Raw genomic sequence first — 22,153 nt, forward strand, 5'->3', positions numbered from 1 at the left:
CGCATCAGCATCCGCGACCACGGCCCCGGCGCCAGCGAGGAACACCTGACGCAACTGGGCGAACCTTTCTTCCGCGCTCCCAACCAGAGCAGCGCAGGCCATGGCCTGGGCCTGGCCATCGCCCGGCGCGCCATCGAGCGCCACCATGGACGACTGCGCCTGGCCAACCATCCCGACGGCGGATTCGTCGCCAGCATCGACTTGCCACTACGCCGCCAGGTCGGCTGAACCCTGCGCACTTTCGGAGAGCAACCATGAGCCTGCCTGCCTTCGCTACCCCGATCCCCGCTCTGCAACAGCCACTGCCGCCGTCAGTCCTGCTGCGCAGCGAGCCCTGCGACGACCCGCAGTACCTGGTGCTGGCTGTAGAACTGGCACGTCACGCCGCGCGGTGGCGCACACGCTGGCCCGGCTTGCGCCTGAGCCTGCCGCAGAGTGGCACCTGGCCACTGGAAAGCTGGCCGGACGCGCTGGGCGAGGCCCTGGATTCGTTGCTGGAGGCGGCACTGGCGCGGCAACCGCACGCAGCGCTGAAACTCTTGCTCAGCTCCGCCCACGGAGAACTGCGCCTGGACCTGCACGGCCACGACCCGCAAGCACGGGCCTGGCTGCCGGAGGCCCTGCCCCCGGCGCGGCGCCTGGCCGGCTGGCAGGGTGGCCACCTGTTCTGGCGCGCGCGCGACGGCGGCTGGAAGGTTCGCCTGGAACTGCCGCTCAGCCCCGCCAGGCGCTGACGAAGCCGGCCGGGTCCAGCGGCGCCGGGCGGCGCAGTTCGCCGACCGGCGTGCCGAGGTAGATGAAGCCGACGATGCGCTCATTCTCGGTCAGGCCGAGGCCCTCGCGCACCAGCGGATCGAATGCCATGGCGCCCGTCCGCCACATCGCCCCCAATCCTTCGACATAGGCTGCCTGGACGATACCGTGGGCGGCACAGCCTGCCGCCAGCCACTGCTCGATTTCCGGCACCTTGGGGTGCTCCTGCAGGCGTGCCACGGCCACCACCAGCAAGGGCGCGCGCAGCGGCATGGCGCGAGCCTTGTCCAGCGCCTCGGGCTTGCCATCCGGCTCGCTCGCTGCCACGGCGCGGGCGAACAGCTCGCCCAGTTCCTTCCGCGCCTCGCCTTCCACGGTGATGAAACGCCAGGGGCGCAGTTGCCCATGATCCGGCGCGCGCAACGCCGAACGGAACAGGCGGTCCAGTTGCTCGGCGGACGGTGCCGGCTCGCTCAGGCGGGCGTGGGACACACGGTTGAGCAACGCGTCGAGAGCCTCCATGGGCTGCCTCCAGTCAAACTCGAAAACCGCCATTGTAGACGCAAGGGGTTCGCATTTGCTGAGGAAAGACAGCGCCTCAGGCCACCCGCTCCGGTGACAATGTCGGCAACACCGGTGGTGTCAGCGGCGGCAGCCCATAGGCGGCGCGGGCCGCGTCGCAGTTCGGGTTGTGAACGCCATCGGTCCAGGACGCTTCGAACTCCCGGCAGGTCGAGGAACGCTGCTCGTACAGGGTGCAGCGCACCCCGCAGCCGACATCGCCCAGCAGCGCCGTACAACGCGATGGACGCACCTCGGTGCCACGCATGGCAACCAGGTGCGGGCTGACCTGGACAACCTGGTCATCGGGGACGATACCGCCAGAAGAGCGGCACTCGCCAAAATAGAAGGACACACGAAAATGCGCGCAGCAGGCGCCGCAGCTCAAACACGGATTGTGAGTGGACATGGATTCGAATGCACTAGAGAAACCGGCGAGCGCCGGCGGGCGGAGACAGATTCTATCCATCCCGTTGCACTTGTGAAGAGGGGGATTTCACGCGGTTTACAGGCAGCAGGCGACAGGTAAAATGGCCGATTCCCATTGGTTTCAGACCTCAGCGCATGGCCCTGCCGACACTACGCACCCTCGGATTCATCATCGGCATCTTCGTGATCACGCTGGCGGTCGCCATGCTGGTTCCCATGGCCACGCTGCTCTACTACGGCCGCGCCCACGAACTGCACCCCTTCATCTGGTCGGCGATCATCACCTTCACCTGCGGGCTTGGCATGGTCATCCCCGGCCGCCCGGAGCAGGTGCACCTGCGTCCGCGGGACATGTACATGCTCACCGTGTCGAGCTGGGTGATCGTCTGTTTCTTCTCCTCCCTGCCCTTCATGTTCGCCCGGCACATCAGCTTCACCGACGCAATCTTCGAGAGCATGTCCGGCATTACCGCCACCGGCTCGACCGTCCTCAGCGGGCTGGACAAGATGTCGCCGGGTATCCTCATCTGGCGCTCGCTGCTGCACTGGCTGGGCGGTATCGGCTTCATCGCCATGGCGGTGGCGATCCTGCCGATGCTGCGCATCGGTGGCATGCGCCTGTTCCAGACCGAATCCTCGGACCGCTCCGACAAGGTCATGCCGCGCTCGCACATGGTGGCCAAGTACATAGTCGGGGTTTACGTGGCCATCACCATCGCCGGCACGCTGGCCTTCTGGTGGGCCGGCATGGGCCTGTTCGACTCGCTCAACCACGCCATGTCGGCGATCTCCACCGGCGGTTTCTCCACCTCCGACCAGTCGCTGGCCAAGTGGCACCAGCCGGCGGTGCACTGGGTCGCGGTGGTGGTCATGATCCTGGGCAGCATTCCCTTCGTGCTGTACGTCTCCATGCTGCGTGGCAACCGCAAGGCGCTGATCCGCGACCACCAGGTCCACGGCTTCCTCGGCCTGCTGCTGGTCACCTGGCTGGTGATGGGCACCTGGTACTCGGTGACCTCCAGCCTGCCCTGGCTGGACGCCTTCCGCATCGTCGCGGTGAACGTGACCTCGGTGGTCACCACCACCGGCTTCGCCCTGGGCGACTACAGCCTGTGGGGCCACTTCTCGATCATGCTGTTCTTCTACCTGGGCTTCATCGGCGGCTGCTCCGGCTCCACCGCCGGCGGCATCAAGATCTTCCGCTTCCAGGTGGCCTTCACCCTGCTGCGCGCCAGCCTCTACCAACTGATCCACCCGCGCGCGGTGATCAAGCAGAGCTACAACGGCCACCGCCTGGACGAGGAGATCGTGCGTTCGATCCTGACCTTCTCGTTCTTCTTCGGCGCCACCGTCGGTGCCCTGGCGCTGGGCCTGTCGTTCCTCGGCCTGGACTGGATGACCTCGCTGACCGGCGCGGCCAGCACCGTGGCCGGCGTCGGCCCGGGCATGGGGCCGATCATCGGCCCCTCGGGCAACTTCGCCTCGCTGCCGGATGCCGCCAAGTGGCTGCTCTGCGGCGGCATGCTGGCGGGCCGTCTGGAGATCATCACGGTGCTGGTGCTGTTCACCCCGGCGTTCTGGCGGCACTGATCGTCCCTGCCAGCAAATTTGCAGGATGAACACGCAGTAGGATGGCGTGGAGCGCAGCGATACCCATCAATCCCAGGCGCCGACTGCGCCAGGCTTCTGTAGGAGCGAGCTTGCTCGCGAACGCTTGGGCGCCGGTATCAAGCGGTTCGCGAGCAAGCTCGCTCCTACAACCAGCCGCTTGGCGCCGGAGGAATCACAACTCCTCGCGGTATTCCCCCGGCGTCTTGCCGAACCAGCGGCGGAAGGCACGGAAGAAGTTGCTCGGCTCCGAGAACCCCAGCAGGTAGGCAATCTCCAGCAGTGTCATGCGCGGCGTGGCGAGGTACTGCTGGGCCAGCTCGCGGCGGGTGTCGTCGAGCAGTTGCTGGTAGCTGGTGCCCTCTTCCTGAAGGCGGCGCTGCAGGGTGCGTTCGGACAGGTGCAGCGCCTGCGCCACGTTCTCGCGCTTGGGCTCGCCCTGGGGCAGCAGGCGGCACAGGACCTGGCGCGTCTGGTGGCTGAAGCGGCTGCTGACGAAGCGCGCCAGGTATTCCCCGGCAAAGCGGTCGTGCAGGCGCGCCAGTTCCTCGTTGGCAGTGGGTAGCGGCGCAGCCATGTCCTCGTGGGAAAACAGCATCGCGCAGTCGGCGTGGCCGAAGCTCAGCGGCGCCTGGAACAGTTCCCGGTAGGGCTCGATGTCCTGCGGCGGCTCGCCCGCCAGGCGTACCTCGAGCGGCTTGATTGCCCGCCCGGTAATCCAGCGCAGCATGGCGGTCAGGCTGGCCAGCGAGCATTCCGCGCTCTGCCGCGGCACCGGCAGGCGGTCGCCGTGGACCACGATGCGGTAGAGGCAGCCTTCGGGGAGGCGGCGGAAGCTCAGGTCGGCGCCCTCGGCAATGATCCGCTGGTAGCGCTCGAGCCGCTCGAAGCCCTCGCCCAGGTTGCGGCTGGACATCAGCGCGTAGCCCACCACCGGGAACGCCGGAGTGTGCACGCGGGCAATGTTCAGGCCGATGGCCGGATTGCCGGACAGCTCCACGGCGCGGTTCCACAGGCGGCTCATGGCGTCCTGCGGGAAGCGCGCATCGGGGTCGTCGAGGGCAGCGAAATCCAATCCCAGTTCGGCGAACAGCGCTCGGCTGTCCAGGCCTTCCAGTTCCAGGGACTGGACGATTCCCCGCACCCAACTGGACAGGGTCGTACGCTCAGGCATGCGTTTTCTTCTGGTTATGGTGGTCAACGGCGCCACCGCCAGTCAGCTGGCGGCGCAGGGGGATACTAAACTGGTCCCCTATGCCATCCGCAAGTCCGATAGCTCCAGCCTACACTGGGCCACCACAACAACAGGAGGTGCGCCATGAGCACCCAGACCGCCGATCGGTTCCGGAGCTTCGCCGAGTTCTACCCGTATTACCTGCAGGAGCACAGCAATGCCGTGTGCCGTCGCCTGCATTACGTGGGCAGCCTGCTGGTGCTGTCGATCCTCGCCTACGCCATCGTCAGCGGGCACTGGTTGTGGCTGCTGGCCATGCCATTGGCCGGCTACGGCTTCGCCTGGGTCGGCCACTTCGTGTTCGAGAAGAACCGCCCCGCCACCTTCAAGTACCCGTTGTGGTCGCTGATGGGCGACTGGGTGATGCTCAAGGACGCCTTTACCGGACGCATCCGCTTCTAAGGCTGCAACGCAACGGTTGCCCTCAGCGCGCCGCGTTACGTTGTGCCGTGCGCTCGAAGAGGATCGCCTGCACCTCCCCGCCGGCATGCTGCGCCACCCGTTTCCAGGTGGCCGGCACGTCGGGAATCTCCTGGTCGTTGTAGCGGCTCATCACCAGCCAGACGCGCCCCTGGTCCTGCGGCAGGTCCGCCAGGTGGTCGACGAAGGCATGCTGGCGGTCGTCGATCAGCGAACCAAAGCCATAACGCCCCGGCCGGCCCGAGCTGCCATCCGCCGCCGGGGCGGTGTAGAGCAATGGTTCGTGGCCGGTCTGGTTGTAATAGCGGAAGGTCAGGTACCAGAGGATGTCATCGACCACCACCCGGTCGCCGGCGCGGTAGTGGGCGTTGACGTAGGCCGCCATGCCGTCGAACTGCTCGTCCGGGTCGATGGCGATTGCGCGCCCCACCCCTAAGCCCTGCAACCCCAGCAGGGTCACCAGCAGCACCGTCCCCAGCGCACGGCGCTTATCCAGCAGGCGATCCAGCGCCAGCGCCAGCAGCAGCGGCAAGCCCAGGGCGAAAGCCGTGAGGTAGCGTTCGACGAAGACCGGGGAAATGAACGAGATGCCATACAGCAGCAGCAAGGGCATGCCGCAATAGAGCGCCAGCAGTACCCCGCCACGCTGGGGACTGCGGTCGGCGCGCAGCACCAGTGCAGCCGCCGCCACCAGCAGCAGCGGCACGCCGAGCAGCACGGGCCAGGGCAACTCGTTGCCATCGGATTGCGCCAGCCACTGCCAGAGCATCGAGGGTAGCGAGCGCGCATCCACCGGCGGCTGCCAGCCCACGTCGCCACCCGCTTCCAGCACCGCCATGTGGCGGATCAGGTCGAACAGCCCGGGCAACCAGGGCAGGAACAGCACGGCGATGGCCAGGTTGGCCAGCCACCAGTCGCGTCGGCGCAGCGGGTTGTTCGGCAGCGTTGCCAGCCACAGCCACTGCACGAGTGCGCCGAACAGGCTGAAGTAATGGGTGTAGAAGGCCGCGGTCATCAGCGCGACATACACCAGCAGATAGCGCCGCCGCTGCACCTGCCGCCAGTACAGCAACGCCAGCGTCGCCGCCAGCAACCAGCAGCCGAGCAGCGAATACATGCGCACTTCCTGGCTGTAACGTACCGCCGTGGGCAGCATTGCCAACAACAGCACGGCGATGAAAGTGGCCCGCGGCGAAGCCAGCCGCCACACCAGCCAGCCGCCGAGAAACACCGCAAAGGTGCCGAACACGGCGCTGAACGATCGCAGCGAAAGAACGCCCTCGCCCGCCACTGCGACCCAGGCATGCAGCAGGAAGAAGTACAGCGGCGGATGCACGTCGTGGGCGGCGTGCTGCCAGAGCTGGACGGGCGAATAGCGGGCGAGGAACAGGCTGGAGGTCTCGTCCCCCCACAGTGCCGAATCCGACAGACCATAAAGGCGCAGGCACAGGGCGAGCACCAGCAGCGGCAGGAACCACCACTGGCGCAACAGGACAGGCAGAGTCGGCGGCTCGCGGGACAGCATCACACCCTCGGAGGAAAGACGTGCGTGCCGCTGAGTGTAAGCCAGGCAAGGCCGAAATCAGCGACGGATCAGCAGCTCCCGCGCACGGGCCTGGTCCGCGGGCGGCAGTTCAGCCAGCAGTTCCACCTCACCGGCGATCAGCGCACCCACCGGCACGCCATCGCGATAGAGCACGCGGTTGCCGCTCACTGCCGGCACCTTGCGTCCCGGCAGCAGCGTGCCGGCGAGGTTCAGCGGATCCACCGCGGAGACCACCACCCATTCGCCGTTCGCCTCCCGGCGCCGGACTTCGCGCAGCAGGCCGACCGCTTCAGGGAGGGCGAACTGCTCGCCGGTCAGCCCGGCGACGAAGCGCCCGCCGCGGATTTCCCCGCGCGCCTCCAGGCGATGGTAGACCCGCAACAGGTCGCGCCACGGCGGCAGCCAGTCGGCCTCGCGGTCAAGCAGGCGCCAGCAGACCACGCCATAGCGGCGCAGCAGGGTCATGGCGACGTGTTCCAGGGTTTCCGCCGGCAACCGTGCTCCGGGCTCCAGCGCGGAGCGCCGCAGCAACGCCCAGCGCCCGGCATCGGCCATACCGAACAGCGGCGTGCGCGAACGGCGCCGCGGATGGCGACGCGCCGCCGGCATCAGCAGGGCGCGCAGGCCGGCGAAGCTGTCGGCATTCACCCGCCCAGCCGCCACCAGCTCGCCCAGCACGCTTTCCAGTTCGGTGCGCAGCAGGTGGCTGTCGCTGGCCAGTTCCTCGAAGAACGACGCGCCGTGCTCCTTGAGCACGTCAAGCACCTTGCCGGCCTTGGCCGACAGCTCGGCATCCGCTTGCCCCGCACTCAGCTCGCTCCACTGCGCCATCTGCGTGCGCGGAAGCAGCACGATGGGCGTGCTCTTCAGTGGCCCGCCGCGGGCCTTACCGGCGCTGTGACCGGGCAAGCGCGCCCAGACGATGCGACCGGCGCGGCAGAGGTCGTCCAGCCAATTGATCCCGTAGTCGGCCACGCGGCTGGGCAGGATGTCGCTCTCCCAGGCCGAGGCTGCGGCCTGGAAGCCTTCCAGCTGACTGAGCACGCCGGCCAGGGACTCGGCCCCGCGCACCCGCGTGCCGCTGGCGACGCGCTGCCAGTCGAAGAGGAAGCGCATGAAATCGGCACGTTGCACCGGTTCGATTTCCCGGCGCAGGCGCTTCACCGTGTAACGATGGATACGCGCCAGCAAGTGGCGCTCGCACCACTCCTCTTCCTGCGCGCCCGGCGTGAAGCGGCCGCGCAGTACGTAACCCTCGCGCTCCAGGCTGGCCAGGGCGAAACCGGCATCGCCGGTGGATATCCCCAGGTCGTCGGCCAGCTCGCGCAACAGCCGCGGGCCGAAACCGGTCAGGCGCGCCCGTACCAGTTCGACCTGCGCCTCATCGGTCGTGCAGGGTTGAAGCAGTGACGGTGGCAGGTCCAGCAGTGGCGTCCGTGTGACCTGCGGATGCAGCGCCAGCCACTGGCTGAGCCGCTCCGCCGCCACCCAGACATCGCCCACCGGCAGCGCCAGGCGCGTCGCCCGGCCCGCCCTGGCCAGCGACTTGAGCAGGAAGGGCCAGCCCTCGTTGGCCTGTGCCTCGCTCTCGCGAATACCGCCCAGGCCCGTCAGCGCCTCGTGCATCTCGTCGGCGTCGCGAGCCTCCGGCCAGGCCTCGGCGCGCACCGCGTCGATGGCGTCGGCATCCAGCGCACCGAGGTCGTCGGCGCTTTCCGGATCGGTCCAGCGACGGCTCTGCACCGCCTGGGTACGCCGCTCCTCCAGTGGCGCATCGTCGAGGAAGGCATAGGGGCTGGCCGACAATACTTCCGCCGCCAATGGCGAAGGTGCTGGCAGATCGCGCGCCAGCAAGGTCACCTCGCCGCGCTCCATGCGCCGCAGCAATGCCAGCCAGCCCTCGCAGTCCATGGCTTCGTGCAGGCAGTCGTCGAGGGTCTGCGCCACCAGCGGGTGATCGGGAATCTCTCGCTCGCCAACGATGTTCTCCAGGCACGCCACCTGGTCGGGGAACACCGAGGCCAACAGGTCTTCGCTGCGCATGCGCTGCAACTGCGGGGCGACCTTGCGGCCGCCGCTGTAGCGCGGCAACGCCAGCGCCGTGGTGGCGTTCCAGCGCCAGCGCACGCCGAACAGCGGCGCGTCGAGCAGCGCCTGGATCAGCACGTGCTCGGCGCTGTTGGAATGCAGGTAGCGCCAGACCTCGTCCAGCGGGAAGCTGTGGCTGGTGGACAGCGACAGGATGATCGCGTCTTCGGTGGCGGCGGCCTGCAGTTCGAAGTTGAAGGTGCGACAGAAGCGCTTGCGCAGCGCCAGGCCCCAGGCGCGGTTGAGGCGGCTGCCGTAGGGCGAATGGATGACCAGCTGCATGCCGCCGGATTCATCGAAAAAACGTTCGAGTATCAGGGTCTTCTGCGTCGGCAGTGCACCGAGGGCATGGCGCGCACGGGCCAGGTATTCCACCAGTTGCCGCGCTGCCGCATCGTTCAGGCCGAGCTGTTCCCGCAGCCAGTCGATGGCCCGTGCCAGCGGTTCGCGATCGTTCTCGCCCTGGGCCAGCAACTCGTCCAGCTGGCCGCGCAGACGAGCGACACTGGTGGACAGCTCGTCGCTGCGCCCCGGCGCCTCGCCGAGCCAGAAGGGAATGTTCGGCGGTTGGCCCTGGGCGTCCTCGACGCGCACGCGGCCCGGTTCGACGCGCAGGATGCGGTAGGAAATGTTGCCGAGCTGGAACACGTCGCCCGCCAGGCTTTCCACGGCGAAGTCCTCATTCACCGTGCCCACGGTCAGGCCTTGCGGCTCCAGCAGTACGGCGTAGTCGCCGGTATCGGGGATGGTGCCGCCGGAGGTCACGGCGGTCAGCTTGGCACCGCGCCGGCCGCGCAGGCGCTGGTGGACCGCATCGCGGTGCAGGTAGGCGCCGCGCTGGCCATTACGGCTGGTGTAGCCCTCGGCGAGGGTGCGCAACATGCCGTCGAAGTGCTCGCGGCTCAGTTCGGCGTAGGGCTGCGCGCCGGTGAACAGGTCGAACAGCGCGTCCTCGCGCCATTCCTGGCAAGCCACTTCAGCGACGATCTGCTGGGCCAGGACGTCCAGCGGTGCGCGGGGAATTGCCAGCGCGTCCAGCTCCCCCAGGCGCACGCTGTCGAGCAGCGCTACGCATTCGATCAGGTCGTCACGCGAGGTCGGGAACAGCCGCCCCTTGGGCGTGCCGCCAACACTGTGCCCGGAACGCCCCACACGCTGCAGGAAGGCTGCGATGGAGCGCGGCGAGCCGAGCTGGCAGACCAGCTCCACGTCGCCGATATCGATACCCAGCTCCAGCGAGGCCGTGGCTACCAGCACCTTCAGCTGCCCGGCCTTGAGCCGCTGCTCGGCGCCCAGGCGCAGTTCCTTCGACAGGCTGCCATGGTGCGCCGCCACCCAGCCGGCGCCGATGCGCTCGGCGAGATGCCGGGTCACGCGCTCAGCCAACCGCCGGGTGTTGACGAACACCAGCGTGGTGCGGTGTTCGCCGGCCAGTTCGGCGAGGCGGTCGTAGACCTTGTCCCAGACGTCGTGGGACATCACCGCTTCCAGCGGCGCGGACGGCACCTCCAGGTTCAGGTCGCGCTGGCGGCTGTAGCCGATGTCGACGATACGGCAGGCCGGGTGGCGGCCGACCAGGAAACGCGCCACCGCTTCGATGGGTTTCTGCGTGGCAGACAAGCCGATGCGCACCAGCGGCGCCTCGCACAACGCCTGCAAACGCTCCAGCGACAGCGCCAGGTGGCTGCCGCGCTTGCTCGCCGCCAGTGCATGGATTTCATCGACGATCACGCTACGCGCCCCGGCCAGCATGGCGCGGCCGGAGTCCGAGCCGAGCAGCACGTAGAGCGATTCGGGCGTGGTCACCAGGATATGCGGCACCTGCTTGCGCATGGCCTCACGTTCCTTGGTCGTGGTGTCGCCGGTGCGCACGGCAGTGCGGATCTCCACTTCCGGCAGGCCCATCTCGCCCAGCGCGGCACGGATACCGGCCAGCGGTTCCTCGAGGTTGATGCGAATGTCGTTGGACAGCGCCTTGAGCGGCGAGACGTAGACCACCGTGGTGCGGTCCGGCAGCACGCCGCCGTTATCCAGCCCCTCGCGGACCAATGCATCGATGGCCGAGAGGAAAGCCGTGAGCGTCTTGCCCGAACCGGTGGGTGCGGCGACCAGTGTCGATTCCCCCGCCTGGATCGCCGGCCAGGCCTGTACCTGCGCCTGGGTCGGCGCCTTGAAATGCGCACGGAACCAGCGGGCCACCGCCGGGTGGAAGGCGGACAGCACATCGGCGCGCTTGCCGCGGGTGGAGGTTCGAGGGGCAGTCATGCAGACCAATATGGTGGTGCGCGAAGCCCGTCACAAGGACCACTGATCGCGCCTCGCCGCACGCTGCGCCAGCCGTTACGCTGCACCCATCCAGCCGGCGGAATGACACTCGATGAGCGAGCGTGATCGCGACTACTACTGGGAACAGGTCAAACAACAGAACCGGCAGAAGCCGCCCGATGTGCCGAAGCGCAAGTGGCGGATGCTGGTGAAGGCGTTGCTGTGCTTCCTCATCCCCTTGCTGATCGTGGCGGCAGGCGCAGCCCTGTGGCGCAACCCCGCCAGCCAGTTCTGGCTCCAGGAACGCTGGGGGCTGCTGCAGACACGCCTGGGCATTTCCCCGAGCGGCCTGCCGGCCACTCCGCCAGCGTCGCCCTACAGCGACAGTCCGCGCAGGCTGTCGGACTGCATCAAGCCGGGCAACGTGATCGACGACGAAGTGCGAGCCTGCGTCAAAGGCTACCGGCCGAAGACCTGGTGACGGGCAGCCTGCGGATCATGGCCATGGCCGCACAGCGCGATGAGAACCCCGCCCGCTCGGGCGGGGTATCGGCCGATCACTTGGCCTTGTAGATGATGCCCGGGCTGCACTGGACCATCTGGTAATGATCCGGCAGTGCGTTGAGCGCCTCGGAAGCGCCGAGGAACAGGTAGCCGCCGGGCTTGAGGGTGGCATGGATGCGCAGCAGGATGTCGCGCTTCACCTCGGCCGAGAAATAGATCAGTACGTTGCGGCAGAACACCATGTCGAACTTGCCCAGCGTCGCGTAGCTGTCCAGCAGGTTCAGCGCGCGGAACTCCACGCGGCTCTTGATCGCCGGCTTCACCGTCCAGCGCCCCGGGGTCTTCTGGTCGAAGTAGCGCGCCAGGCGCTCCTGCGACAGGCCGCGGCCAATCGCCAGGCTGTCGTACTCACCGGCCTTGCAGGCGCTGAGCATCGAGCCGGAGAGATCCGTGGCGACGATCTGCACGCCCGCCTTGAGCTGGCCGAGGTTGGTGCGCTCGAACTCGTCGATGGCCATCGACAGCGAATAAGGCTCCTGCCCCGAGGAGCAGGCCGCCGACCAGATGCGCAGGCGCTGGCCGGGCGCAGCCTTGATCATCTCCGGCAGCACGCGGTTCTTCAGTACTTCGAAGGGGTAGGTATCGCGAAACCACAGGGTCTCGTTGGTGGTCATCGCGTCGACCACCTGCTCGCGCAGCTGGCTGCGCATCTGGATCTTCTGCACCAGCTCGCCCAGGGACTTGATGCCCTGCTGTTCCATCAACTTGTTCAAGCGGCTGGAGACCAGGTACTGCTTGTTGGCGCCCAGGAGGATGCCGCAGGTCTTCTCCAGGAAATCCCGGAACAGCTCGAATTCAGAATTGGTGGATGTCACAGATAAACCTCTTTGCTCGTGGACGGCTGCCGACGGTGCGGCGGCAACTGCCTGACCGGTGCTCAAAAAAACATAGACGATGCGGGCGGCACCGGCGCCACCCGCACCTCGTCACTGCCCGTCAGGCCGACGCGCCATCCACGGCCTTGATCCGGTCCGACACGCGGGCCGCCAGGTCATCGGGACGGAACTTGGCAAGGAAGTCGTCAGCGCCGACCTTCTTCACCATGGCCTGGTTGAACACCCCGGACAACGAAGTATGCAGGAGAATGTGCAGATCCTGCATGCGCGGGTCGTGACGGATTTCCGCCGTGAGCGTGTAGCCGTCCATCTCCGGCATCTCGATATCCGAGATCACCATCAACAGGTCGCTGCCCGGATGCCCGCCGGCCTCCACCATCTGGTGCAGGTAATCCAGCGCCTGGCGGCCATCGTTGAGTGCCAGCACCTCGACGCCGACGGTTTCCAGGCAACGCACCAGTTGCTTGCGCGCCACCGAGGAGTCATCCACCACCAGCACGCGCTTGCTCACCGCGCGGGCCTGGGTGTCGGCATCCAGCACGCCTTCGGAGATATCCTCAGAGGTCGGCGCCACTTCGGCGAGGATCTTCTCCACGTCGATGATTTCCACCAGCTGGTTGTCCACCCGAGTCACTGCCGTCAGGTAGTGGTCGCGACCGGTGCCCTTGGGTGGCGGATGGATCGACTCCCAGTTCATGTTGACGATGCGCTCCACCGAGTGCACCAGGAAGCCCTGCACCTTGGTGTTGTACTCGGTGATGATCACGAAACTGTTGGCGACATCCCGCAGGGCGTGACGCCCCGTGGCCAGCGCCAGATCGAGGATCGGGATGGTACCGCCGCGGATGTTCGCCACCCCGCGCACCACCTGGCTGGACTTGGGCATCACGGTCAGGCGGGGGCACTGCAGCACCTCCTTCACCTTGAACACGTTGATCCCGTACAGCTGGCTGCCGTTCAAACGGAACAGCAGCAGTTCGAGACGATTCTGGCCAACCAGCTGCGTACGCTGGTTGACCGAATCCATGACTCCGGCCATTGAGCCTCCTGTGCACGCAACGCCGCCCTGCTGGCAGAGACGGCATGACCATTGCTTAAACCGTTGCATGAAACAGGCAACGACATTTTTCCGACATCCGAGACCCGCGCGCGCCCTGGTGGCTGCGCTACTCGGCATGGCGGGTGCGCTGACCCTCTCCCCGGCTGGGGCGGAAGGCTTCACCGCGCCTGAGATCCTTATCGGCTCCACCCAGGGCTTTCTTGAGTTCAAGGTGGAAGATTATCTGCAGACTTCCGGCATAGACGCACGCTACGAGATCGAAGTCGCCCGCATCGACCCCCGGCTGCGCCTGGCGCAGTGCGACAAGGACCTGACGCAGAAGCTGGAAAGCCCGGCACAGCCCGTTGGTCGGGTCACCGTGCGGGTCATCTGCGAAGGCAGCTCTCCCTGGACGGTATTCGTTCCGGCGACGGTCAGGCTGTACCGTCAAGTTGTCGTCACCACCCTGCCCCTGCAGCGCAACCGGGTCATCGAGCCTGGCGATATCAGCGTCGTCGAGCGCGACGTCGGGCAACTGAACCAGGGCTACCTCACCGATCCGCAGCAGGTGGTCGGCATGAAGCTCAAGCGCCCGACGGTCAACGACCAGGTACTGGCGCCGGTGTTCCTCGAACAGGCAGCGGCCGTGCGCAAGGGCGACCAGGTGGTGATTCGCGCCAAGACCAATGCGATCAACGTATTCATGCCCGGCGAAGCGCTCTCGGACGGGGTGCCCGGCGAGCAGATCCGCGTGCGCAACCTGCGCTCCCAGCGTATCGTCAGGGCTCGCGTGGTCGAGCCGGGGACCGTGGAAGTCAGCCTGTAGCGCTCGGCCCTGGCGATTTTCTGGCATGATGAACGCAGCCCTCTGCAAAATGTGCTCGGGCGCACGAAAATTCGGCCTAAAGTTTCTCTCAGGACGGCCGAAAAGCTTGGCAAGCGTCCAATACCTCCAGAGGTTTCCACCATGGTCATCGACTTCAACCGGCTGAACCCAGCCTCTACGACAGCCAGCACTGGCCGTAGCAGTGCTGCCCAGAGCGGTCGCAGCGAAGCCGCCGCAGAGAATGCCTCCGTCAACGCCCCGGTCAAGAGCGGCGAGTCGGTACAGCTGAGCGATACCGCGCAGCAACTACAGAAAGTAAGCGATCAACTGAAGGACCAGCCCGTGGTCGACAACGAGAAAGTGGCTCGCATCAAAGCGGCCATCGCTGACGGCAGCTACCAGGTCGACAGCCAGAAAGTCGCCAGCAAGCTGCTCGATTTCGAATCCCAGCGCTGAGTTCACTCAGCGCCTGGTCAACCGCTAGTACGCCGAGCCCAAGATGTCCGACGCCCTGCTTTCCCTGATCAACGGCGACATCGAAGCAGCCAGCACCCTGCTGCAACTGATCGACGACGAGTACCAGGCGCTGCAAGCGCGGGATCTCGATCAGCTGCAGAAGCTGCTCGACGGCAAGCTGCCGCTTCTGCAGCAGCTTGAGCAGAATGGCCGCATCCGCGCCCAGGCACTGCTGCAGGCCGGCGTCAGCGTGGATCGCGAAGGGCTCGCGCAGATCGCCCAGGCCACCGGCAATTCCCTGCTCCCCGCACGCGCGGAAGAACTGGGTGCGCTGCTGGAACGCTGCCAGGAAGCCAACCAGCGCAACGGCCGAATCATCCGCTCCGGCCAGGCCAGCACCGAGCGCACGCTCGACATCCTGCGCGGCCAGGACACCCCACGCCTCTATGACCGCTACGGCGGTTCGACCCAGGGCAACCGCCAGCGTCCGCTGAGCCAGGCCTGAGCGTTCGTCGGAAAGCTGGCCTGGCAGCCAGCCTTTGGGCAAAATGCCACTATCGATCCTGCCTCGTGCCTTACTCATAACAAACACAATGGAGATTCGCGGACCGTGTCCAATCCGTTCGTCGAGGAAAATGGCCCTCAACCACCGAAGGTCCTGAAAGCTCCGGTGGAGATCCACGCCAGCCTGAAATTACTGATGGACAGTCACGATCCCCTGGTCATCACCTTCGAAGGGCGCGGCCAGCGCTTCCAGAGCTTTGTCGTCGAGGTCAACCGCGAACGCAACATCGTCGCCCTGGACGAACTGATCCCCAACGATGGCGAGCGCTTCCTGCAGAACGGCGAGCAGTTCCGTATCGAAGCCTTCCATGAAGGCGTGCGCATTGCCTGGGAGAACACCCAGAACGCCTACTTCTCCGAGATCGACGGTGCCCGCTGCTACTGGCTGCCGGTGCCGACCGAGATGCTCTATCACCAGCGCCGCAACGCCTTCCGCGCCCCCGTGGGCCAGGGCCAGCCGGTGGCCGTGGAAATTGCCGGCAGCAAGCTCAAGGCCCCGCTCAAGGGCAACCTGATCGATATCTCCGCCACCGGCTGCAAGATCCGCCTGGAAGGCAACGCTGCCGAGCGCCTGCAGCCCGGCCAGATCTACGAGGAATTCACCGCGCGCCTGCCCTTTGGCGCCCTGACCATGGAAGTCGAACTGCGCCACGTGCATTTCGAGGAAAAGGTCGGCTACAGCTTCGCTGGCGTACGCTTCCACCAGATGAGCGGCCTGGCCCAGCGCAACATCGAGCGCTTCGTCTACCAGCTGCAGCGCGAAGCCCGACGCTTCGAGAAGGACGAACTGTTCTAGTCCCTGCGGGGCGGCAAGCACCTGCCGCCCTTCCCTCTCGGCCTCACGCGGGCCGGCTTTCTTCCTCTGCTTCCGTGCCCTTCTCGGGTACCGGCGCGCTGTTGTCGTTGCCCTTCATCTGCTCTTCCACGGCGGCCTCGTCGACCCGCGGGTCGAGCGCGGCGGACAATGGCGAGGATGCCAGGCTGTCCGGCGTGGCGACGTGCTTGACCGGCGCCTCGTCGACCCGGTGTACGCCGCTGACCCTCTCCGGGCGCACGCGCCAGATCAGGATCAGCGAACAGGCGCAGACGAACGCATAGAGCATGTTCGCACCGAAGACTTTCATCAGCGCACCGGCCGCCAGCGGGCCGATACAGGCACCGACACCGAAGGTCACCAGCAGCATGGCGGTCAGCGAAACGCGCCGCTCGCCTTCGACGTGGTCATTGGAGAACGCCACCGCCAGCGGGTAGAGGGTGAACTGCACCAGGCAGACCACGAAGCCCAGCGGCAACAGCCAGGCCAGCGTCATCGGCGGCAACGGCAGCACCGGCAGCAGGGCCAGCGGCAGGGCGACCACCAGCAGCAGTATCGCGGCATTGCGGATGAGCGCCGCGCGGTCATAGCGATCCGACAGCCAGCCCAGCGGCCACTGCACCACCAGCCCGGCGAAGATGCAGCCGCCCATGAACAGGCCGATTTCCTCGGTGCTCAAGCCCTGGCGCACCGCGTAGAGCGGCGCCAGGCCGTAGAACGAACCGATCACCAGCCCCGACACCAGCACCGTGGTCAGCGACTGCGGCACCCGCTGGATGAAGAAGCGCGGCTCCAGTGGCGCCGGGCGCAGCGGCGCGGGGTGGACCTTGTGGGTGATCGCCACCGGGATCAGCGACAGCGCAAAGCACAGCGCAATCAGCATCGGCAGCTCCGGGCCCAGGCCCGGATGCACCACCAGCACCAGTTGGCCAAGTACCAGGCCCAGGTATGACGCGACCATGTAGCCGGCGAACACCAGCCCGCGCTGGCGCGCCTCGGCCTGCTCGTTGAGCCAGCTCTCGATGACCATGTACTGGCACATCATGCCCAGGCCGATGGCGACCCGCAGCACCAGCCAGAAGCCCACCCACGGCAGCAGACCAATGCCCAGCACGGCGGCGGTCACCAAGCCGCCACAGGCGACGTAGGCGCGGATATGGCCGACGCGGGCGATCAGCCGGTGGCCGATCTTGCCGCCCAGCACCAGGCCAAGGTAGTAGGCGGCCATCATGGCGCCGATCCATAACCCATCGACCTTCTCCGCGCCCAGGCGCAGGGCGAGGTAGGTACTGAGCAGACCGGAACCGGTCAGGAGCATGACGGCGGCGAAGTACAGAGCGCGGAAGGCAGTGACGATCCGAAGCATTGGACCTCCTGGTCCAGAACAACCCCGGCACAGTGTCCGGGCAGCGGAAAGCGGGACTTGCCGTGACACATTAGAGGCTGCCAATCGACGCGTCGAGAGCCCTGCCGGGCCCGGAATAGCGAGTGTCGCCCCCGGTGATGCGGGCCAGTTCGAAGGATACCGGCGGGATGAGCGAGGATGGCTTGAAGATCGCCTGGAGATAGGCGCCGATCACAGCTGCATCAGACTTTCGCCGCAGCTGTGTCGGCGGGCACGCGGCTCACGACCTTGACATCAGGCTTTCGACTTCAGGCCTGGGCTGCGAGTACGCGGCGCTCCCAGGGGCTGATCTCGTCGAAGAAGCTGGTCAGCTCCATGGACTTGGTCGCGCAGTAGCCGTCGATGAACTCGTTGCCGAATACCTCGCGGGCCAGCTCGCTGCGCTTGAGGCGCTGCATCGCGTCGTACATCGTGCACGGCAGCAGCAGCTCGTCCGGCACCTCGAACTCACCCTGGATCGGCGCGGTGGGCTCCAGCGCCTGCTCGATGCCGTGCAGGCCGGCCGCCAGGCTCGCGGCGATGGCCAGGTAGGGGTTGGCGTCGGCGCCGGCCAGGCGGTTTTCCACTCGCCGGGCGACCGGTGCGCTGGCCGGAATGCGCAGGCCGGCAGCGCGGTTGTCGTGCGACCAGCAGGCGTTGTTCGGCGACGCGTAGGGGTGGCACAGGCGCTGGAAGGAGTTGACGTTCGGCGCGAACAGCAGGGTGAAGTCCGCCAGGCACGCCTGCTGGCCACCGATGAAATGCCGGAACGCCGGCGTGGCCTCGCCATGGGCATCAGTGAAGATGTTGCGGCCCTCGCCATCGACCACGCTCTGGTGGATGTGCATCGAACTGCCCGGCGTGTGCGCCAGCGGCTTGGCCATGCACACCACGATCAGCCCGTGCTTGAGCGCGACTTCCTTGAGCAGGTGCTTGAAGAGGAAGGTCTGGTCGGCCAGCAGCACCGGGTCGCCGTGCAGGAAGTTGATCTCGAACTGGGTGGTGCCCATCTCGTGCATGAAGGTGTCGCGTTCCAGCCCCACCGCTGCCATGCAGCGGTAGACGTCCTGGAAGAACGGCCGCAGGCCGTTGTTGGAGGACACGCTGAAGGCCGAGTGGCCGATCTCGCGGCGACCGTCGAGGCCGACCGGCGCCTGGAAGGCTTCGTTGGCGTCGGGGTTGGGCGCGAACACGAAGAACTCCAGCTCGGTCGCCACCACCGGGCTCCAGCCGCGCTCGGCGTAGCGCGCGACGACTTGCTTGAGCAGGCCGCGGGTGGACAGGCCGGACGGCTTGCCGTCGAGTTCCACCGCATCGCAGATGGCGAAGGCGCGGGGTTCGTCGCTCCAGGGCAGGCGGTGGATCTGGGTGGGCTCGGCGATCAGCGCGAGGTCGCCGTCGTCGCTGCCGTAGTACTTGGCCGGCGGGTAGCCGCCCATGATGCATTGCAGCAGGACGCCACGCGCCAGTTGCAACCGGCGCCCGGTGAGGAAGCCCTCGCCGGTCATCACCTTGCCACGCGGCACCCCGTTGAGGTCGGGGGTGACGCACTCGATCTCTTCCACTCCAGCCAGGCGTTCGGCGAGCGGGATTCCTAGATCGTTACTCATGACTTCTTATCCTTGTTCTTCTTGTCCTTGTCACAGGACGCCGCGCGAGGTGCGCGAGCCCGTACAAAATACGCACCACGCGTTCGATATTTCAAGCGGGCCGAAGATCGGATTTTCCTCGCCGGATCGCAGGCAGGACACGTGTGGAATGAGTTCGCGCGAATGAAGACGCCGCTCCCTGGAGCGGCGTCTTCATTGAGTCACCCGCCCTCAGAACAGGTGGGTGAACAGCCAGTACAGCGAAGCGGAGAGCACGATGGCCGCCGGCAGGGTCAGCACCCAGGCCATCAGCAGGTTGCGGATGGTGCGCATCTGCAGGCCGGAGCCGTTGGCGGCCATGGTGCCGGCGACGCCGGAAGACAGCACGTGGGTCGTCGATACCGGCAACCCGTACATGTCCGCTGCGCCGATGGTCATCATCGCCACCAGCTCCGCCGAGGCGCCCTGGGCGTACGTCAGGTGGGTCTTGCCGATCTTCTCGCCGACGGTGACCACGATGCGCTTCCAGCCGACCATGGTGCCCAGGCCGAGGGCGATGGCCACGGCAACCTTCACCCACAGCGGGATGAAGCGGGTCGACTCGTCGATCTTGCCCTTGAACGCCGCCAGCTTGCTGGTGGTATCGGCGTCGAAGTTGCCGACCTTGTCCTTGTCCATCAGGCGGATCGCCTCGCTGGTCAGGTACATGTCGTTGCGCACGTTGCCCATGGCTTCGGCCGGCACGCGAGCAAGGCTGCCGTAGCCCTTCACTTCCGCGCCGATGGCGCCGGTCAGCGCCGCCAGCGACGGGATCAGTTCCGGGCTGGCTTCCTTGGTACGCACGTATTCCGACAGCACCGCGCGCGGGTCGGCCGGGGCCGGCTGCGGCGCGGCGCGGACCAGCGCCTGCTGGGTGACTTCGGCGATGGCGACGAACTGCACGGTCTGGTCCGCCGGCATGGTGCGGTTCAGCGCGTAGGCCATCGGCAGGGTGCCAACCAGGATCAGCATGATCAGGCCCATGCCCTTCTGCCCGTCGTTGGAACCGTGGGCGAAGGAGACGCCGGTGCAGGTGAGAATCAGCAGGCCACGAATCCACCACGGCGGCGGCGTCTTGCCCTTGGGCGCCTTGTACAGCGCGCGGTTCCTTACCAGCAGGCGCAGCGCCAGCAGCAGGAGCGCGGCGCAGACGAAGCCGATCAGCGGCGAGAGCAGCAGCGAGTAGCCGACCTTGGTCGCCTGCGCCCAGTCGACGCCGCTGGTGCCGTCGCGGCCATGCATCAGCGCATTGGCGATGCCCACGCCGATGATCGAGCCGATCAGCGTGTGCGAGGACGACGCCGGCAAGCCCAGCCACCAGGTGCCGAGGTTCCACAGGATGGCGGCGATCAGCAGGGCGAAGACCATGGCGAAACCGGCCGAGGAACCGACCTGCAGGATCAGCTCCACCGGCAGCAGGGCGATGATGCCGAAGGCCACCGCGCCGCTGGAGAGCAGCACGCCGAGGAAGTTGAAGCAGCCCGACCAGACCACCGCGAAGTGCGGCGGCAGCGAGTGCGTATAGATGACGGTGGCCACCGCGTTGGCGGTGTCGTGGAAACCGTTGACGAACTCGAATCCCAGGGCGATGAACAGGGCGACCCCGAGCAGCAGGAACGGCGTCCAGGTGGTGACCGCAGTGGTGACGTCGTCGACGTCACGCACCAGGCTCCAGGCCGAGAACAGCAGGCCGACGGCGAGCACGGCGAAGAAGACGAAGGCGGTCAGGCGGCCGGGTTTGTGCTCCAGATGGGGCCGTCCTTCGGCGATGGGAACGGCCAGGGTATCGGTGGTCATGCTGGGAGTCCGCGTGGGGGATGTCCCAGTCATGATCGGCGGGGAATGTTACAGGTTATGTCTCTGCCGGAGCTGTCCGCAGGTGGGCTTTACGTAGGAGCGGACTCCGTCCGCGATGTGCCGCCGGCCGGCTCGGAGCCGCTGGAAAACGATCGCGGACAGAGTCCGCTCCTACCCGACAGTCCTGTACTCGGATCAGCCCTCACCCCAGCCCTCTCCCTCTGGGAGAGGGCTGGGGTGAGGGAAGGCACTAGCACGGACTTACCTGAAGAAGACAGTTGCTCCTACGGGGTATGCAACGCCTCAGTAAACCTCTGGCACCACGATTTCCCGTGGGGTCGGCGTGCGCGAGTAATCCTCGTTGCGCTGCCGCGCGGGCAGGATCACCGACGGATGCTCCACGTCCTCATAGGGAATCAGGTTCAGCAGGTGGCTGATGCAGTTCAGCCGCGCGCGCTTCTTGTCGTCGGCCTGCACCACCCACCAGGGCGCCTCGGCAATGTGGGTGCGCTCCAGCATGATTTCCTTGGCCTTGGTGTAGGCCTCCCAGCGCCGGCGCGACTCCAGGTCCATGGGGCTGAGTTTCCACTGCTTGAGCGGGTCGTGGATGCGGCTGAGGAAGCGCAGGTGCTGTTCGTCGTCGGAGATGGAGAACCAGTACTTGATCAGCTGGATGCCCGAGCGCGCCAGCATGCGCTCGAACTCCGGCACGCTGCGGAAGAACTCCTCGTACTGCTCGTCGTTGCAGAACCCCATGACCCGCTCGACGCCAGCGCGGTTGTACCAGCTGCGGTCGAACAAGACGATCTCCCCCGCCGCCGGCAGGTGCGAGACGTAGCGCTGGAAGTACCACTGGGTCTGCTCGCGGTCGTTGGGCGCGGGCAGCGCGGCGACCCGGCACACGCGCGGATTGAGGCGCTGGGTGATGCGCTTGATCACGCCGCCCTTGCCGGCCGCGTCGCGGCCCTCGAAAAGGATGACCACCTTGTGGCCGGTCTTCACCACCCAGCTCTGCAGTTTCACCAGCTCGCCCTGCAGGCGGAACAGCTCGCTGAAGTAGCGACGGCGGGCGAGCTTCTCCTCGTCGACGTCGGCGTGCTCGTCGAACAGCTCATCGAGGTTGCGCACGTCTTCCAGCAGTTCCAGCTCCAGCTCTTCGTCGCTGTGGTCGAGCAGTTCGCGGTGGATGCGGCGGATCACGGATTCATGGGTCAGGGGCATGGCAGCGGCCTACGCGTCGGGGCTTTGCCGCCAGACTAGGGGCGCCCGGTGTCAGGCTGGTGACAGCCTTGCTCGGCCCTCTGTGCTGAGGCTTGCCCCTCTCCCCCGCCCTGGCTGCGC

The 22,153-nt window shown here is 66.7% G+C and carries 20 protein-coding genes; 9 read left to right on the top strand and 11 right to left on the bottom strand.

Features of this window, described 5'->3' with window-relative positions; genetic code table 11:
* The coding region (locus PNI01S_RS27455) for a sensor histidine kinase (RefSeq protein WP_256576758.1) at positions 1-228 on the top strand (228 nt) is incomplete at its 5' end.
* A gap of 26 nt (positions 229-254) precedes the next feature.
* Positions 255-734 carry a hypothetical protein gene (locus PNI01S_RS27460; protein WP_084359809.1) on the top strand — a complete coding sequence of 160 codons (480 nt, stop codon included), beginning with the start codon at positions 255-257 and terminating at the stop codon, positions 732-734.
* On the opposite strand, the gene PNI01S_RS27465 is transcribed toward PNI01S_RS27460, so the two are convergent.
* Together PNI01S_RS27465 and PNI01S_RS27470 are read right to left on the bottom strand one after the other, a co-directional pair.
* Entirely contained in the window at positions 715-1,275 is a 561-nt protein-coding gene (locus tag PNI01S_RS27465) for an NAD(P)H nitroreductase (RefSeq protein WP_024767432.1), read from the bottom strand. The genes PNI01S_RS27460 and PNI01S_RS27465 overlap by 20 nt on opposite strands.
* A 76-nt stretch (positions 1,276-1,351) precedes the next feature.
* Positions 1,352-1,723, bottom strand: coding sequence for a YkgJ family cysteine cluster protein (locus PNI01S_RS27470; protein WP_024767433.1), 372 nt, complete (start codon positions 1,721-1,723; stop codon positions 1,352-1,354).
* Between the two features lie 155 nt (positions 1,724-1,878).
* Here PNI01S_RS27470 and PNI01S_RS27475 point away from each other — a divergent pair, with 155 nt between their 5' ends.
* Complete coding sequence (locus PNI01S_RS27475) at positions 1,879-3,333, top strand: TrkH family potassium uptake protein (protein WP_024767434.1); 1,455 nt, start codon at positions 1,879-1,881, stop codon at positions 3,331-3,333.
* Between the two features lie 193 nt (positions 3,334-3,526).
* On the opposite strand, the gene PNI01S_RS27480 is transcribed toward PNI01S_RS27475, so the two are convergent.
* Positions 3,527-4,525 (bottom strand): AraC family transcriptional regulator, encoded by a 999-nt coding sequence (locus PNI01S_RS27480; RefSeq protein WP_065086467.1) that lies wholly within the window; start codon positions 4,523-4,525, stop codon positions 3,527-3,529.
* Between the two features lie 144 nt (positions 4,526-4,669).
* On the opposite strand from PNI01S_RS27480, the gene PNI01S_RS27485 reads away from it, so the two are divergent.
* On the top strand, positions 4,670-4,987 hold the full coding sequence (locus PNI01S_RS27485) for an Mpo1-like protein (RefSeq protein WP_024767436.1): 318 nt from the start codon (positions 4,670-4,672) through the stop codon (positions 4,985-4,987).
* 22 nt (positions 4,988-5,009) lie between these two features.
* Here the strand turns inward: PNI01S_RS27485 and PNI01S_RS27490 are convergent, their stop codons facing one another.
* Together PNI01S_RS27490 and PNI01S_RS27495 are read right to left on the bottom strand one after the other, a co-directional pair.
* Complete coding sequence (locus tag PNI01S_RS27490; RefSeq protein WP_084359810.1) at positions 5,010-6,530, bottom strand: glycosyltransferase family 39 protein; 1,521 nt, start codon at positions 6,528-6,530, stop codon at positions 5,010-5,012.
* A gap of 57 nt (positions 6,531-6,587) precedes the next feature.
* On the bottom strand, positions 6,588-10,904 hold the full coding sequence (locus tag PNI01S_RS27495; RefSeq protein WP_084359811.1) for a DEAD/DEAH box helicase: 4,317 nt from the start codon (positions 10,902-10,904) through the stop codon (positions 6,588-6,590).
* A 112-nt stretch (positions 10,905-11,016) separates the two neighbouring features.
* Between PNI01S_RS27495 and PNI01S_RS27500 the strand changes: the two genes are divergently transcribed.
* Positions 11,017-11,385 carry a hypothetical protein gene (locus PNI01S_RS27500; RefSeq protein WP_084359812.1) on the top strand — a complete coding sequence of 123 codons (369 nt, stop codon included), beginning with the start codon at positions 11,017-11,019 and terminating at the stop codon, positions 11,383-11,385.
* A gap of 76 nt (positions 11,386-11,461) precedes the next feature.
* Here PNI01S_RS27500 and cheR read toward each other — a convergent pair whose 3' ends face one another.
* Both cheR and PNI01S_RS27510 read right to left on the bottom strand, forming a co-directional pair.
* Positions 11,462-12,283 carry a protein-glutamate O-methyltransferase CheR gene (gene cheR, locus PNI01S_RS27505; RefSeq protein WP_024764333.1) on the bottom strand — a complete coding sequence of 274 codons (822 nt, stop codon included), beginning with the start codon at positions 12,281-12,283 and terminating at the stop codon, positions 11,462-11,464.
* A 121-nt stretch (positions 12,284-12,404) separates the two neighbouring features.
* Complete coding sequence (locus tag PNI01S_RS27510) at positions 12,405-13,343, bottom strand: chemotaxis protein CheV (protein ID WP_037011045.1); 939 nt, start codon at positions 13,341-13,343, stop codon at positions 12,405-12,407.
* A 67-nt stretch (positions 13,344-13,410) separates the two neighbouring features.
* Between PNI01S_RS27510 and flgA the strand changes: the two genes are divergently transcribed.
* From flgA to PNI01S_RS27530, 4 genes are all read left to right on the top strand, one after another.
* Positions 13,411-14,169, top strand: coding sequence for a flagellar basal body P-ring formation chaperone FlgA (gene flgA / locus PNI01S_RS27515; protein WP_052239092.1), 759 nt, complete (start codon positions 13,411-13,413; stop codon positions 14,167-14,169).
* A gap of 141 nt (positions 14,170-14,310) precedes the next feature.
* On the top strand, positions 14,311-14,625 hold the full coding sequence (gene flgM, locus PNI01S_RS27520; RefSeq protein WP_024764336.1) for a flagellar biosynthesis anti-sigma factor FlgM: 315 nt from the start codon (positions 14,311-14,313) through the stop codon (positions 14,623-14,625).
* A 43-nt stretch (positions 14,626-14,668) separates the two neighbouring features.
* Positions 14,669-15,130, top strand: a complete 462-nt coding sequence (locus PNI01S_RS27525) for a flagella synthesis protein FlgN (protein ID WP_084359813.1) — start codon at positions 14,669-14,671, stop codon at positions 15,128-15,130.
* A gap of 105 nt (positions 15,131-15,235) precedes the next feature.
* Positions 15,236-15,985, top strand: a complete 750-nt coding sequence (locus tag PNI01S_RS27530) for a flagellar brake protein (RefSeq protein WP_038803415.1) — start codon at positions 15,236-15,238, stop codon at positions 15,983-15,985.
* Positions 15,986-16,028: 43 nt separating this feature from the next.
* On the opposite strand, the gene PNI01S_RS27535 is transcribed toward PNI01S_RS27530, so the two are convergent.
* From PNI01S_RS27535 to ppk2, 4 genes are all read right to left on the bottom strand, one after another.
* Positions 16,029-17,369: an MFS transporter gene (locus PNI01S_RS27535; RefSeq protein WP_024764338.1), complete on the bottom strand. Its 1,341-nt coding sequence runs from the start codon at positions 17,367-17,369 to the stop codon at positions 16,029-16,031.
* 287 nt (positions 17,370-17,656) lie between these two features.
* On the bottom strand, positions 17,657-18,895 hold the full coding sequence (locus PNI01S_RS27540; RefSeq protein ID WP_162484004.1) for a glutamine synthetase family protein: 1,239 nt from the start codon (positions 18,893-18,895) through the stop codon (positions 17,657-17,659).
* Between the two features lie 312 nt (positions 18,896-19,207).
* Positions 19,208-20,812 (bottom strand): inorganic phosphate transporter, encoded by a 1,605-nt coding sequence (locus tag PNI01S_RS27545; protein WP_084359814.1) that lies wholly within the window; start codon positions 20,810-20,812, stop codon positions 19,208-19,210.
* A 303-nt stretch (positions 20,813-21,115) separates the two neighbouring features.
* Positions 21,116-22,033, bottom strand: coding sequence for a polyphosphate kinase 2 (ppk2, locus tag PNI01S_RS27550; protein ID WP_024764340.1), 918 nt, complete (start codon positions 22,031-22,033; stop codon positions 21,116-21,118).
* Positions 22,034-22,153: the final 120 nt, after the last annotated feature.

The organism is Pseudomonas nitroreducens NBRC 12694, assembly GCF_002091755.1.
In the GTDB taxonomy this organism is placed as follows: Bacteria; Pseudomonadota; Gammaproteobacteria; order Pseudomonadales; family Pseudomonadaceae; genus Pseudomonas; species Pseudomonas nitroreducens.

Excerpts from the sequence above, each read along its gene's own strand:
- PNI01S_RS27460 (WP_084359809.1), top strand. The coding sequence starts at position 255 with ATGAGCCTGCCTGCCTTCGCTACCCCGATCCCCGCTCTGCAACAGCCA.
- PNI01S_RS27465 (WP_024767432.1), bottom strand. The coding sequence starts at position 1,275 with ATGGAGGCTCTCGACGCGTTGCTCAACCGTGTGTCCCACGCCCGCCTG.
- PNI01S_RS27470 (WP_024767433.1), bottom strand. The coding sequence starts at position 1,723 with ATGTCCACTCACAATCCGTGTTTGAGCTGCGGCGCCTGCTGCGCGCAT.
- PNI01S_RS27475 (WP_024767434.1), top strand. The coding sequence starts at position 1,879 with ATGGCCCTGCCGACACTACGCACCCTCGGATTCATCATCGGCATCTTC.
- PNI01S_RS27480 (WP_065086467.1), bottom strand. The coding sequence starts at position 4,525 with ATGCCTGAGCGTACGACCCTGTCCAGTTGGGTGCGGGGAATCGTCCAG.
- PNI01S_RS27485 (WP_024767436.1), top strand. The coding sequence starts at position 4,670 with ATGAGCACCCAGACCGCCGATCGGTTCCGGAGCTTCGCCGAGTTCTAC.
- PNI01S_RS27490 (WP_084359810.1), bottom strand. The coding sequence starts at position 6,530 with ATGCTGTCCCGCGAGCCGCCGACTCTGCCTGTCCTGTTGCGCCAGTGG.
- PNI01S_RS27495 (WP_084359811.1), bottom strand. The coding sequence starts at position 10,904 with ATGACTGCCCCTCGAACCTCCACCCGCGGCAAGCGCGCCGATGTGCTG.
- PNI01S_RS27500 (WP_084359812.1), top strand. The coding sequence starts at position 11,017 with ATGAGCGAGCGTGATCGCGACTACTACTGGGAACAGGTCAAACAACAG.
- PNI01S_RS27510 (WP_037011045.1), bottom strand. The coding sequence starts at position 13,343 with ATGGCCGGAGTCATGGATTCGGTCAACCAGCGTACGCAGCTGGTTGGC.
- flgA (WP_052239092.1), top strand. The coding sequence starts at position 13,411 with ATGAAACAGGCAACGACATTTTTCCGACATCCGAGACCCGCGCGCGCC.
- flgM (WP_024764336.1), top strand. The coding sequence starts at position 14,311 with ATGGTCATCGACTTCAACCGGCTGAACCCAGCCTCTACGACAGCCAGC.
- PNI01S_RS27525 (WP_084359813.1), top strand. The coding sequence starts at position 14,669 with ATGTCCGACGCCCTGCTTTCCCTGATCAACGGCGACATCGAAGCAGCC.
- PNI01S_RS27535 (WP_024764338.1), bottom strand. The coding sequence starts at position 17,369 with ATGCTTCGGATCGTCACTGCCTTCCGCGCTCTGTACTTCGCCGCCGTC.
- PNI01S_RS27540 (WP_162484004.1), bottom strand. The coding sequence starts at position 18,895 with ATGACCGGCGAGGGCTTCCTCACCGGGCGCCGGTTGCAACTGGCGCGT.
- PNI01S_RS27545 (WP_084359814.1), bottom strand. The coding sequence starts at position 20,812 with ATGACCACCGATACCCTGGCCGTTCCCATCGCCGAAGGACGGCCCCAT.
- ppk2 (WP_024764340.1), bottom strand. The coding sequence starts at position 22,033 with ATGCCCCTGACCCATGAATCCGTGATCCGCCGCATCCACCGCGAACTG.